General features: G+C 69.1%; 9 protein-coding genes and 1 pseudogene. 3 read left to right on the top strand and 7 right to left on the bottom strand.

Going from position 1 to position 12,835, the window contains the following annotated elements:
• Nucleotides 1-116, bottom strand: a pseudogene (locus JOC24_RS33465) (xylose isomerase); the annotation flags it as partial.
• Between the two features lie 324 nt (nt 117-440).
• Between JOC24_RS33465 and yicI the strand changes: the two are divergent.
• Both yicI and JOC24_RS22875 read left to right on the top strand, forming a co-directional pair.
• Nucleotides 441-2,678: an alpha-xylosidase gene (gene yicI / locus JOC24_RS22880; protein WP_205022245.1), complete on the top strand. Its 2,238-nt coding sequence runs from the start codon at nt 441-443 to the stop codon at nt 2,676-2,678.
• Nucleotides 2,679-2,848: 170 nt separating this feature from the next.
• Nucleotides 2,849-3,472: a histidine phosphatase family protein gene (locus JOC24_RS22875; RefSeq protein ID WP_205022244.1), complete on the top strand. Its 624-nt coding sequence runs from the start codon at nt 2,849-2,851 to the stop codon at nt 3,470-3,472.
• Between the two features lie 6 nt (nt 3,473-3,478).
• Here the strand turns inward: JOC24_RS22875 and JOC24_RS22870 are convergent, their stop codons facing one another.
• Together JOC24_RS22870 and JOC24_RS22865 are read right to left on the bottom strand one after the other, a co-directional pair.
• Nucleotides 3,479-3,685: a DUF397 domain-containing protein gene (locus tag JOC24_RS22870; protein WP_205022243.1), complete on the bottom strand. Its 207-nt coding sequence runs from the start codon at nt 3,683-3,685 to the stop codon at nt 3,479-3,481.
• Entirely contained in the window at nt 3,682-4,515 is an 834-nt protein-coding gene (locus tag JOC24_RS22865; RefSeq protein ID WP_205022242.1) for a helix-turn-helix domain-containing protein, read from the bottom strand. Before JOC24_RS22865 ends, JOC24_RS22870 begins: the two co-directional genes overlap by 4 nt.
• Before the next feature lie 193 nt (nt 4,516-4,708).
• On the opposite strand from JOC24_RS22865, the gene JOC24_RS22860 reads away from it, so the two are divergent.
• Entirely contained in the window at nt 4,709-5,788 is a 1,080-nt protein-coding gene (locus JOC24_RS22860; protein WP_205022241.1) for a lytic polysaccharide monooxygenase auxiliary activity family 9 protein, read from the top strand.
• Nucleotides 5,789-5,861: 73 nt separating this feature from the next.
• On the opposite strand, the gene lepB is transcribed toward JOC24_RS22860, so the two are convergent.
• From lepB to JOC24_RS22840, 4 genes are all read right to left on the bottom strand, one after another.
• The gene (lepB, locus tag JOC24_RS22855) at nt 5,862-6,518 is read right to left on the bottom strand and encodes a signal peptidase I (RefSeq protein ID WP_205022240.1); all 657 of its coding nucleotides are present in this window, start codon (nt 6,516-6,518) and stop codon (nt 5,862-5,864) included.
• A 122-nt stretch (nt 6,519-6,640) separates the two neighbouring features.
• Entirely contained in the window at nt 6,641-7,291 is a 651-nt protein-coding gene (locus JOC24_RS22850; protein ID WP_205022239.1) for a class F sortase, read from the bottom strand.
• A gap of 52 nt (nt 7,292-7,343) precedes the next feature.
• Nucleotides 7,344-8,024, bottom strand: coding sequence for a hypothetical protein (locus tag JOC24_RS22845; protein WP_205022238.1), 681 nt, complete (start codon nt 8,022-8,024; stop codon nt 7,344-7,346).
• 522 nt (nt 8,025-8,546) lie between these two features.
• On the bottom strand, nt 8,547-12,395 hold the full coding sequence (locus JOC24_RS22840) for a GH92 family glycosyl hydrolase (RefSeq protein WP_205022237.1): 3,849 nt from the start codon (nt 12,393-12,395) through the stop codon (nt 8,547-8,549).
• Nucleotides 12,396-12,835: the final 440 nt, after the last annotated feature.

The following is a 12,835-nucleotide window of genomic DNA, read 5'->3' as shown; positions in this document are numbered from 1 at the left end:
ACCGGGTCCAGCGCGGGACGCGTCGCGTCCCCGAACGGGTCGTTGCCACGCCAGCCCACGGTCCACAGACCGAAGGTGAACCTGTCCGCAGGGGTGGGAGTGAAGCGGTCCGACATTGCACAGCCTCTTGTCGACGTCAGGCCCAGGCGGCGATGCGCCCGACCAGCCAATTTGTTTGCTTGCAGTACTAATACGCCATCCCGCTCATGGTTTCTAGACCATTTCCGTGACGTGTCGATCACGTGGCGCCAACATGGCAGATCCGATGCCGCTTCCTGTTGCTCGGCCTTCGGGGCAATCCGGAAATTCCCGTCGCCTTACCGCTCTGGCCGTCACATTTGTTTTGTGTACGATCAAAACCGAGAGGACCCGCAGCCGCGCTTGCCGCAGGCGCCCTGACGTCCCGCCCAGCACCTCCTGATCGGCTAAGGACCACCCCCATGAAGTTCACCGACGGCTTCTGGCAGATGCGCAGTGGTGTGCACGCCTCGTACGCCACGGAAGTCCGCGATGTCCGCCTCGACGACGACCGACTCGCCGCCTACGCCGCCGTCAAGCGCGTCGAGCGCCGCGGCGACACGCTGAACGCCCCGCTGATCACCGTGGAGGCCCACGCCCCCGCCGAGGGCGTCATCGCGGTGCGCCTCACCCACCACGCCGGCAAGCGTCGCAAGGGCCCCGACTTCGAACTGCCGGGTGCCGCGACGCGGTCCTCCGCCACGACCCGGACCGAGGGTGCGACCGCCGAGCTGACCAGCGGCCCGCTGACCCTGCGGCTCCCCACCGAGGGCACCTTCGGGCTGGAGTTCCTCGACGCGGACGGCCGGACCCTGACCTCCGCCGGCCGTAAGGGCAGCGCGTTCGCCACCGTCGACGACGGCAGCCACCACATGTTCGCCCAGCTCGCCCTCGGTGTCGGTGAGACCGTCCACGGCCTCGGTGAGCGGTTCACGCCGTACGTGAAGAACGGCCAGACCGTCGACATGTGGCAGGCCGACGGCGGCACCAGCAGCGAGCAGGCCTACAAGAACATCCCGTTCTACCTCTCCTCCCGCGGCTACGGTGTCTTCGTCAACCACCCCGGCAAGGTCTCCTTCGAGGTCGGCTCCGAGGCCGTCGGCCAGGTGCAGTTCAGCGTCGAGGACCAGACACTGGAGTACTTCGTCGTCGCCGGCCCCACGCCGAAGGACGTCCTCTCCCGGTACGCGGCCCTCACCGGCCTTCCCGCCCTCCCCCCGGCGTGGTCGTTCGGCCTCTGGCTCACGACCTCCTTCACCACCTCCTACGACGAGGCCACCGTCACCTCCTTCGTCGACGGCATGGCGGAGCGCGGCATCCCGCTGAGCGTCTTCCACTTCGACTGCTTCTGGATGCGCGAATACCAGTGGTGCGACTTCGAGTGGGACCCGGCCGTCTTCCCCGACCCGGAGGGCATGATCGCCCGGCTCAAGGACAAGGGCCTGAAGATCTGCGTCTGGATCAACCCGTACATCGGGCAGAAGAGCGCCCTGTACGAAGAGGGCGCGGAGAAGGGCTACTTCGTCCTGACCCCGGACGGCGACATCTGGCAGTGGGACAAGTGGCAGGCCGGCATGGCGCTGGTCGACTTCACCAACCCCGAGGCAACCGCCTGGTTCCAGGCCAAGCTGAAGGTCCTCCTCGACCAGGGCGTCGACGGCTTCAAGACCGACTTCGGCGAGCGCATCCCGACGGACGTCGTCTGGCACGACGGCTCCGACACGGAGCGCATGCACAACTACTACACGCACCTCTACAACAAGGCCGTCTTCGAGCTCCTGGAGGAGGAGCGCGGTCAGGGCGAGGCGGTGCTCTTCGCCCGCTCGGCCGCCGCCGGCGGCCAGCAGTACCCGGTCCACTGGGGCGGCGACTGCTGGTCCTCCTTCGAGGCCATGGCGGAGTCCCTGCGCGGCGGACTCTCGCTGTCCCTGTCCGGCTTCGGCTTCTGGAGTCACGACATCGGCGGCTTCGAGGGCACTCCCGACCCGGCCGTCTTCAAGCGCTGGCTCGCCTTCGGTCTGCTGTCGTCGCACAGCCGGCTGCACGGCTCGTCGTCCTACCGCGTGCCGTGGGAGTTCGGCGACGAAGCGGTCGACGTGGCACGGCAGTTCACCCGCCTCAAGCACCGCCTGATGCCGTACCTGTACGGCGTCGCGGTCGAGGCGCACCGCACGGGCGTCCCGACGATGCGTCCGCTGCTCCTGGAGTTCCCGGACGACCCGACCGCCCGCTCGGTGGACCGCGAGTACCTGCTGGGCCCGGACGTCCTGGTCGCTCCCGTCTTCACCGACGACGGCGAGGTCGAGTACTACGTGCCCGAGGGCACCTGGACCCACCTGCTGACGGGCGACACGGTCACCGGCCCCGCCTGGCGCCGCGAGACCCACGGCTTCGACAGCCTGCCCCTGCTGGTCCGCCAGGGCGCGGTCCTGCCACTGGGTGCGGACGAGTCCCGTCCGGACGGCGAGTGGCTCGACGGCCTCGAACTCCGCGTGTTCGTCCCCGCCGGCACGGGCGACTTCACCCGCACGGTGACCGTCCCCGACCGCACGGGGGCGGTGGCGGCCACGTACGAGGTGGCCTACGAGGGTGGCGAGGTCCACGTCACGACGGCCACGGACCGGCCCTACACGGTCACGGTCGTCGGCGGACCGGCCTGACGGCCGTCAGCCGCTGATCCCGCACCCGGGGCAGGCCGCCGGAGCACCCGGTCCGGCGGCCGCCCCGGGCGAGCCGTCCCGCGCCCGGCGGGACGGAATGCGATCGTGGGCCGGCAGGTTGGCACCAGTGGCACACACGTACGCATACGGCGCACAGAGCGGAAGTATCCATGGGCGAGTTGATCCTGATCCGGCACGGCGAGACCGAGTGGTCCCGGTCCGGGCAGCACACGAGCTGGACCGACCTGCCCCTGACCGAACTCGGGGAGCGTCAGGCCCGTGCCCTCGTGCCGCTCCTCGCGGAACGGGAGATCGGCCTCACCCTGGTCAGCCCCTTCCTGCGCTCCCGCCGCACCGCCGAACTCGCGGGACTGACGGCGCCCCGCGAGACACCGGATCTGCGGGAGTGGGACTACGGGGCGTACGAAGGCATCACCACGGTCGAGATCCGCCGCACCCGCCCCGACTGGAACCTCTGGACCGACGGAGTCGCCGCAGGCCCCGAGGAGCACCCGGGGGAGAGCCCGCAGGAGGTGGGGGACCGGGCGGACCGGATCCTTGCGGAGGTCCGTGCGGCGGCGTCCCGTCTCGGCGAGGCCGACATCGCGCTGGTCGCCCACTCGCACTTCCTGCGTGTGCTCACCGCACGCTACCTGCGACTCACGCCCGCGAGCGGGGCGCTCTTCCAGCTCGCCACGGGGGCGGTCTCCCGCCTCGGCACGGAACACGACAAGCCGGTCGTCACCGCGCTGAACATGGCCCTTCCGGAGAAGCTGTTCAACGCGATCGCCTGACCGGCGTCAGAGCGAGCCGGCCCTGAGGGCGTTGACGAAGTGCGCCCAGTGGACGGCACGGAAGGCGAGGGCGGGACCGTCGGGGGTCTTGCTGTCGCGTACGGGGACGAGGCCGGGGAAGCCGTCCGCGACTTCGAGGCACTCGCCGCCGTCGCCATTGCTGTAGGACGCCTTACGCCAGGCAGCTGTACTCAGTTCAGGCGTGGTGGTCATGGCGTCAAGAACTCCTTTGCCGCTGAGGCGATCCGGTCCAGGGATGCCTCCGGCGACAGAGCGGCAGCCCTGGCCAGATCGTAGGCGGAGCTGTGCTGCTCCACCAGAGCGGGTTCTTCGACGAGTTGACCGCTGTACGCAGCCTCCGTGTACACGACGGCAGGAGCCTCGGTGAACTGCATCAGGGTCATCGACGCATGCAGGAGGGGATGTGCCCCGGCGGAGAACGGGAGTACCTGGGTGATGAGCCGGGGGCGGGACGCGGTCTGTTCGGCAAGGTGGACGAGCTGCTCGGCCATCACGGCTTTCCCGCCGACGGGCACGAGCAGGGCGGCTTCGTGAATCACCAGCCAGAGCACGGGCGCGGTGGGTGAGTCCAGGAGTGACGTCCGCTCCATTCGGGTGCGGACATGCCCCTCGATGACCTCCCGGCCGGCGAACGGGTGTGCGGACCGGGTGAGTGCGCGCGCGTAGGACTCGGTCTGCAGCAGGCCCAGGACGAGCATCGAGTTGAAGCTCCCGATGGACGACGCCTGAAGCTGGAGCTCCGCAGCATCCGCGAAATATCCCGCCACCTTTGAGGTCCGCGCCAACTGGCAGAGCCGCTGGAGGTGTTCGCCGCTGCCGAGCAGTTCGTCCAGCGCGCGGGAGATGTCCACCTGTGGCCGGCGCTCGGCCGCCTCGAAGAGCCCGATGTACGCCCCCGAGCAGAAGGCCCGCTCGCCCAGCTCGTTCTGGGACAGCCCGGCGGCCTCCCTGAGGCGGCGCAGCTCCGCGCCGTAGAAGGCGCGGGGGTTGGCGTAGGGGTCCAGGTCCTTCGGCAGTGGCATGGTCCGGAAGCTAGCGGTTACCCCGCCCCCGTATGTTCCCCGGCGGTCGAAGTCACTCGGAAGAGTGTCAGAAGCCTTTCCGCGTAGGGCGTTTACATGGTTTGGGCTCGGCGCTAGCCTCCGATTATGGGAGCGCTCCCAAGCTTGCACCGCATTCGGCCCCACCCGGCGCCGCAGCGAAGGGACGTACATCGTGATCCAACTGTCCAGACACCGGTTACTGGCCGGCACCCGTCGAAGAGCCGTCCTCCTCACCCTGCTCGCACTGCTCACGACCATCCCCGCCCTCGGGCTCGTCCTCACGGCAGGGGATAGGGCCGAGGCGCACGGGACGCCCATGAAGCCGGCCAGCCGGACCTTCCTCTGCTGGCAGGACGGGCTGACCGACACGGGTGAGATCAAGCCCGTGAACCCCGCCTGCAAGTCCGCCGCGCAGGAGAGCGGGACCACTCCGTTCTACAACTGGTTCTCCGTGCTGCGCTCCGACGGCGCCGGCCGTACCCGCGGCTTCGTGCCCGACGGCGAGCTGTGCAGCGGCGGCAACACCAACTTCACCGGGTTCGACAAGCCGAGCGCGGACTGGCCGGTGACCCACCTGACCGAGGGGTCGACCATCGACTTCTCGTACAACGCCTGGGCCGCGCACCCGGGTTGGTTCCACGTCTACATCACCAAGGACGGCTACGACCCCACTCAGGCGTTGACCTGGGACGACGTGGAGGGGTCCCCCTTCCTCTCCATCGACCACCCGCCGCTGAACGGCAGCCCGGGCACGGTCGAGGCCGACTACAAGTGGACCGGCGCGCTGCCCGAGGGCAAGGAGGGCCGCCACGTGATCTACATGGTGTGGCAGCGCTCCGACAGCCAGGAGACCTTCTACTCCTGTTCCGACGTGGTGTTCGACGGTGGCAACGGAGAGGTGACCGGAGTCAAGGACGGCACCGGCACCAATCCGACCGAGCCCCCGCCCGGCACCTGCACCGCCACGCGCAGCACGACCGGAAGCTGGAGCGGTGGCTACCAGTCCGAGGTGAAGGTCACCAACTCCGGCACGGTGCCGATGCTCGGCTGGATGGTGGAGTGGACGCAGCCCACAGGGCAGAGCGTCGCCAGCCTCTGGAGCGGGGCGATGACGGCGCAGGGGCAGGAGGTGATGGTCCACAACGCGGGCTGGAACGGTTCGCTGGACCCCGGTGAATCCACGACCTTCGGTTACGTCTCCGAGGGTGGCGCCCCGGATTCCGCACTCGAGCTCGGCTGCAGGGTGGGCTGAGCGCGCGGCACGCAGCGGTCGGTACCGGCGCCCCGTGCGGGGTGCCGACCGCGATCGGATCCCGCCCGACGCGTCAGGTGAGCGGCCGCACCGGCATCCCGGTCGGCAGGTTCCGCATCCGCGCGCCCCGTGCTGCGATCCCCGACACGAGCGCGGTGATGGCCAGCAGCAGGCCGAGGAGCATCGCCAGCCCCAGTCCCGCGGGCCCGCCTCGGTCATGAAGGGCCCGGCCCAGGACGGTGGTGGACGCGACGGTTCCCGACCGGTCGTCCAGGAAGGAGCGGGAATCCCTGGCGTCGGCGCGGAAGTCGCCGAGCACGAAGAGCCGTCCCTCGGGGACCACCACGTCGTAGCCGGACGGCGTGCCGGCCGGGTCGCCGTCCTTCACGTACGTTTCGGTGAGCGGGGATCCGTTCAGCGTGACGGGTCCGCCCGGCTGTTGCGCGACCTGGTCGCCGCCCACGCCGATGACCCGTCCCAGGACCGCGAGGCCCTCGTAGCGCTCGGGCTCCCTGTACAGCACCACGTCTCCACGGCGGACCTCACTCGCGTCGATCCGCTCGAGGAGGACGCGATCGCCGACGGAGTACGTCGGCTCCATGGCGCTGCCGGACACCTTCGCCGCCGTGTAGCCGGTCCCGAACACCACCACGGGGCCCACCAGCAGCAGTGCCCCGATGGCGCCCGCGGCCCAGGCGGTCCGTCGTAGCCCTTGTCCAGTCCGTCCCATGCCCACCCCTCCGTACGTGTGTGCGAGGAGATTAGCGCACGTCACCCACGGCGGCGTCGGCGCAGCGAACGGCCGGTACCTCGCCCCCGAGGTACCGGCCGGTTCCGTGCGGCGTGCCCGGTTCAGGCCGCCTTCTTCTTGAGTGACGTGAGGTGGGCGAAGACGACGACGTTGGCCGAGTAGCCGTTCTTCTTGTCGAAGCGTCCGCCGCATGTCATGAGTCTGAGCTCCGGACGGCCGGTGGTGCCGTACACCTTGTCGTCGGGGAACTTGTCCTTCGTGTAGGTCTTCACCTCGTCGACGGTGAACACGGCGATCCGGCGGTCCGCCCGCGTGACCTTCACGGTGTCACCCCGGCGCAGGACGTTGAGGTTGAGGAAGATGGCGGGCCCCGTCGCGGTGTCCCGGTGGCCGACGAGGAGCGACGTACCCGCCTCCCCGGGGGACGGCCCCTTTCCGTACCACCCCACCAGCTTGGGCTTGCTCAGCGGCGGGGCGCCGAGCCGGCCCTTCTTGTCCAGGCTGAGGCCGGTGACCTGGGCCTCGATGTAGATCGCTGGGATGGCGACCTTCAGCGGGCGGGAGTGCACCAGCGGCGCGTGCGAGGCCGGGACCTTCTCCGGCGGCTTGTGCGGTGCCCTCCGGAACGGCGGCGACCCTCCGCCCGCGGCATCGCTGCCGCGGGCGGAGGTGACCGACGAGGCGTCCTCGGGCGAGTCCGAGCTCGCCCACACGACGCCGGTCACCAGCGAGAAGGTGACGCACAGGGTCATCGTGAGCCGGCATGCACGGCTCGGACCCCGTCGGCGCCGACGGCCGCGTGTGTCAGGCCTCGTTGCGGGCACGGCGGCGTGCGGATCGACGGACCATGATCAGCCCCGCGATGCCCGCGGCACCGGCGACCAGAGCGGCCGAGGTCCCGACGTTCGACTCACCCTCGGAGCTGACGCTCTCCATGTCCGGGACGCCGCCGCCACCCGCGGGCACGGCGCCGGACGGCTTGTCGTACTTCTTCTCGTGGTGCTTCTCCGACGACGAGGACGAGTCCCGGCCCTCACCCTCCGCGCGGTTGCCGCCCTGGCCGCGCTCGGAGCAGTCGACCTCGAAGCCCTTCGTCTTCTGGCCCGAGGGGGTGACCCACAACAGCTCGTAGGTGCCCTCCGGGAGCAGGTACTCCTGGCTGCGGGCCTTGCCCTCGACGAGGGGGAGGGTGGCCGACAGTGTGGCCGGGGGGTCGGACGGGGGCTGCTTGGTGATCGTCCAGAGGACCGAGGGGAGCGCCGAGAAGTTGTTGGCCTCGAGGGCGAACTGGCAGACCTCGACCCCGTTGCGGTCACCGCGCGAGTGCCAGCCGAGGGAGCTGATGTCGATGTCACCGCTGTCACCGGGGGCCGCGAGCGCGGCAGGGGCTCCGGCCAGGGTTACGACGCCGGCAGCGGCGACCGCAGCGGCCACGGTGGTGCCCATGCGGATGCTGCGGGAGCGGAGGGAAGCGGAACTACGCATGCTGGTCTCCTTCAAGCCGAGATGATTGTCGTACTGATCACCTGATCGCCTAAGGGATGCCATGGATCATCCGAAGAATGTGTCAGGACACCGTAAAAGGGTGCGAAAGTACCCTGATTGGCCCACACGGATCGTTGTCCTACCAGGTAGGAGCCGCCCGGAAGCCGGGCGGCGGGGGCGGACGGGCGCGGCCACGCCCCTGCCGGGCCATGGCTGACAGCGCGTCAGGGGTCCGGCGGCCGACCCGCAGCCGACGGCCCACGCACTGCCCACCAGGGCACCCGCGTTGTGCACGGCCATGCTGCGCGCGGCAGTCCTCCAGGCTCGGAGCGACCCTGTCCGATGCGGTGACGGTGGCCGGCGCGAGGGCCGTGGCGAGCCCGGTGGCCGGACTCGCCGCCAGGGCTGCCGCGCGTCCGGTGATCCGTATCCGAGGGGACATGCCGAGCACCATGCCACCGGGGGCCGGCCACCCGCGGATGCGGATGACCGGCCCCCGGCCGCGTAACTCCGGTCAGCCCGTCAGGAGATCAGCTCGATCTCCGCCAGCGTCGCCGCCTCCGTGCTCACCAGCCGGTACTTCGCGTACGCCTTCGGCGCCTGCACCGAGAACACCCGGGTCTGCTTGTCCCAGGCGAACGTCTGGCCGGACCGCTTGTCGAGGTCCTTCCAGGACTTCCCGTCCGTCGATCCCTGCAGCACCCAGCCCGTCGGGGCCTTCGCCGCGGTGGCCGAGGTCAGCGTGTACTGGACCGCCTTCGTGCCCGCGGCGGCCGGCAGCTCCACCGACTCGACCGTGGCCGAGGTCGCGGAGGAGTTGTCGTACAGCGCGCCGTCGCCCTTGAGCACGTCGCTCTTCGGGGCGGGCACCTCGTCGTCCTGGGTGATGGAGACCGGGGCCGCCTTCTTGCCCGTGCCCCACGCCGACGGCTTGGAACCCATGTCGAACTCCAGCACGCCGCCCTTGGCGAGCAGGTCGTGCGGCAGCGCGGTGGAGTTCCACTTCTTGCCGTTGACCTTCAGGCCCTGGACGTAGATGTTCGTCGCGCTGTTCTTCGGTGCCTTGACGACGAGGTCGCGGCCGTTCTCCAGGTGCACGGTCGTCTTCGTGAAGAGCGGTGAGCCGATCGCGTACTCACCGCTGCCCATGACCAGCGGGTAGAAGCCGAGCGAGGAGAAGAGGTACCAGGCCGACTGCTCGCCGTTGTCCTCGTCGCCGTGGTAGCCCTGGCCGATCTCGCTGCCGGTGTAGAGGCGGCCGAGGACCTCGCGGACCTTCTCCTGGGTCTTCCAGGGCTGCGAGGCGGCGTTGTACATGTACGTGGCGTGGTGCGCGACCTGGTTGCTGTGGCCGTACTGCCCCATCCGCACGTCGCGTGCCTCGGTCATCTCGTGGATGACGCCGCCGTACGAGCCGACGAACTCGGGTCCGGCGGTCTCCGGGGTGGAGAAGTACGTGTCCAGCTTCTTCGCCAGGCCGTCACGGCCGCCGTAGAGGTTGGCCAGGCCCCGGCTGTCCTGCGGGGCGGTGAAGGCGTAACCCCAGCCGTTGGTCTCCGTGTAGTCGTAGCCCCAGACGCGGGGGTCGTACTGGTCGGAGGGCAGACGCCAGTCGCCGTTCGCCTTCTTGCCCTGGAAGAAGCCGGCCTTGTCGTCGAAGAGCTTGACGTAGTTCTGGGCGCGGTTGAGGAAGTACTCGGACTCCTCCTTGTAGCGCGCCTTCTTCGTCTCCTTGTAGAGCGCCTGACCCATCTGCGCGATGCCGTAGTCGTTGAGGTAGCCCTCCAGCGACCAGGAGAGGCCCTCGTGCGTCGAGGTGTTGGCGTACCCGGTGAAGACCGAGGTGTCCATGCCCTTGCGGCCGACGCCCGAGGACGGCGGCGTCACCGTGGCGTTCTTGACCGCCGCGTCGTACGCCGCCTCGGCGTCGAAGTCGACACCCTTGACGTACGCGTCGGCGAAGGCCACGTCGGAGCTGGTTCCGGTCATCAGGTCGGAGTAGCCCGGGGAGGACCAACGGGAGATCCAGCCACCGTCCTTGTACTGCTGGACGAAGCCGTCGACCATCTTGCCGGCCTGCTTCGGGGTGAGGAAGGAGTACGCCGGCCAGGTCGTCCGGTAGGTGTCCCAGAAGCCGTTGTTGACGTAGACCTCACCCTTGACGATCTTCGCGCCGGTGTGGGTCGGGGTGTCCGTGCCGGTCTGCGGCGAGAAGGGGCTCGCGTAGGTGCTCCTGCCGTCGACCTGCTCGAAGCCCGAGTTCGGGTAGAGGTAGAGCCGGTACAGGCTGGAGTAGAGCGTGGTGAGCTGGTCGGCGTTCGCACCCTCGACCTCGACCTTGCCGAGGATCTTGTCCCAGGCCTTCTGCGCGTTCTTCTTCACCTTGTCGAAGGAGGTCTTCGCCGGAAGCTCCATGGCGAGGTTCTTCTTCGCCTGGTCGACGCTGATCAGCGAGGTGGCCAGACGCAGACCGACCTTGCGGTCCTTGCCCGCGTCGAAGCGGAAGAAGCCGGTGACGTCGTCACCGCCGCCGCCCTTCAGCTTGCCGCTGTCCGTGACCGGGGCGTCGAAGGAGCCGTATACGAAGAGGCGGGTGGCCCCGGTGGAGCCGCCGCTCTTCACGTCGGAGTAGCCGGTGAAGGAACCGCTCTTCGCGTCGAGGGTGAGACCGCCGTCGTTGGACACGTTGTCGAAGACGAGGCTCGCGTCGTCACCGGGGAAGGTGAACTGCATCCGCGCCGCGTGGTCGGTGGGCGTCATCTCGGCCTTGAGGCCGTTCTCGAACGTCACCCCGTAGTAGTGCGGGGTCGCCGTCTCGTTCTCGTGGCGGAACGGCAGCGCGCGGGCCTTGCGGGACGCGTCCGGGGTGCCGGACGCCGCCGACGGCATCATCTGGAAGGTCTGGCGGTCGCCCATCCAGGGGCTCGGCTCGTGGCTCGCGCTGAAGGCCTGAAGCGTGGGCAGGTTGTCGTCGTTGTTGCCGCGCGAGTAGTCGTACAGCCAGCTCGTGGAACCGGCGTTGGTGACCGGCGTCCAGAAGTTGAAGCCGTGCGGGACCGCGGTGGCGGGGAAGTTGTTGCCGCGCGAGAAGCCGCCGCTGGAGTTAGTGCCGCGCACCGTCGAAGCGTAGTCCGACAGGTGCGCCTTGCGCTTCTCCGGGGCCTTCCGCGCGATCGCGATGTCGTCGACCCACCCCTGGAACTTCGACGGGCCCTTGGGCGAGTCGTACGCCACCAGGATCCGGTCGACGGTCTTGCCCGCGGCCACCGTGCCGATGCGCGAGGCGACCTTGTTCCACTGGTTCACGTACAGCCGCTTGGCGTCCGCCTGGCCCTGCGGGGTGAGCAGCCCGCCGTGGCTGTCGGTGGCCTTCAGCTCGCTCAGGTAGGTGCCGTCGGTGAACGCCAGGTCCACCGCCACGTGCGTCGCGGGGTAGTCGAGGTCCGTCTCGTTCATCTGGGGATAGACCAGGTACGAGAGCTGCGTGTCCTTGGTGACCGCCGTGTTGACGTCGAACACCTTGTTGTACGAGTAGGCGCGGCCGTCCGGCTTGTGCGTACCCGCGTAGCGCAGGGCCTTCCTCCCGGTGAACCCGGCGCCCTGCTTGGCGGTGGGGGAGCCCGAGGGGCCCCGGTCCGCCTGGGTGCGCATGTCGTCGGGGGCCGGGGCGGAGGTGTCCCCGTCCGAGAACTGGACGTCGGCGAGCTGGAGGGCGTCGGAGGCGCCGTTGTTCTTCGTGATCTCCAGGCGGAAGTGCTGGTAGGCCGTGTCCGTGCTGAAGTCGTACGACGTGGTCTGCAGGCGCTTGGCGAAGCTCTGGTCCGTGCGGGTGTCCAGATCCGTCCAGGTCTTACCGTCGGCGGACCCCTTCAGAGTCCAGTCCTTCGGGTCCCGCTCGTCGTGGTCGTTGGCCGACGTCAAGGCGTAGGTGACCACCTTGGTGGGTGCGGCGAGGTCGAACTCGACCCAGCCCGTGGGCTTGAAGGCCAGCCACTTGCTGCCCGGTTCCAGGTCGGTCAGGTTCTCCTTGACCTCGCCACCGGCGGTGTTCTCGTCGCTGGCGCGGAGATCCGTGACCTGATCGGTGACATTGCCCGGTATTCCGGCGGCGAATCCGCCGTCGACACCCGATGCCCTCTTCTTGCCGTCGGCGCCTTCTTCGACGGTGTTGCGCCAGTCCGGTTGCTTTTCGTCGGCCTCGAACGAGGAGCTGAACGACGTTTCGCCGGACGGCTTCTGTGCGGCGCCGGCCGGCTGGGCGAGGGCTGCGGTGGGGGCTGCCAGGGCCATGACGACAGAGGCCGCCAGGACCGCGGCGGAGTGGCTGTGTCTGTGGCGCGAGCCGTGCTGAGGACCACGTAGGGGCTGCATACGGAGCCGTTCCTCCCGGGGACATGCTAGGACAACGTTGTCATTGCGGGATATGAGTTCCAGTAGGGAGGCAAGTGGCTGCGTGTGTCAAGGGTGTTGCGTGGGGTTCGCGCCGACGATTCGACCGTATTGCGGAAAACGGTGTTTCCGCGCGCGGGCGCGCGGTGCCGAGGTGTCCGTGAGGTCTCAACTCGGGAAAGACTGCCGCTCAACCATGCATTCGATCTTGCTCAGTTGGCGGCAAGTGGACTATACCTGTCGGCGTCTGCACAGCCGCTTCACAACGGCGTGCGGGCACGGGGGAGGGTGGCACGTCCGGGGGTCGCGAGAGGCGGCCTGCTGTACGGTCCCCGGAACTTCTCCACTGCATCTGGCATTCCGGCAATCTGCACGACCCAAGCGCAACTGACCGCGGTGGCGGGACCCTTCGCCTGAGGCGA

Source organism: Streptomyces sp. HB132 (assembly GCF_016909575.1).
Taxonomy (GTDB): domain Bacteria; phylum Actinomycetota; class Actinomycetes; order Streptomycetales; family Streptomycetaceae; genus Streptomyces.
This window is presented reverse-complemented; position numbering and strand designations above follow the sequence as displayed.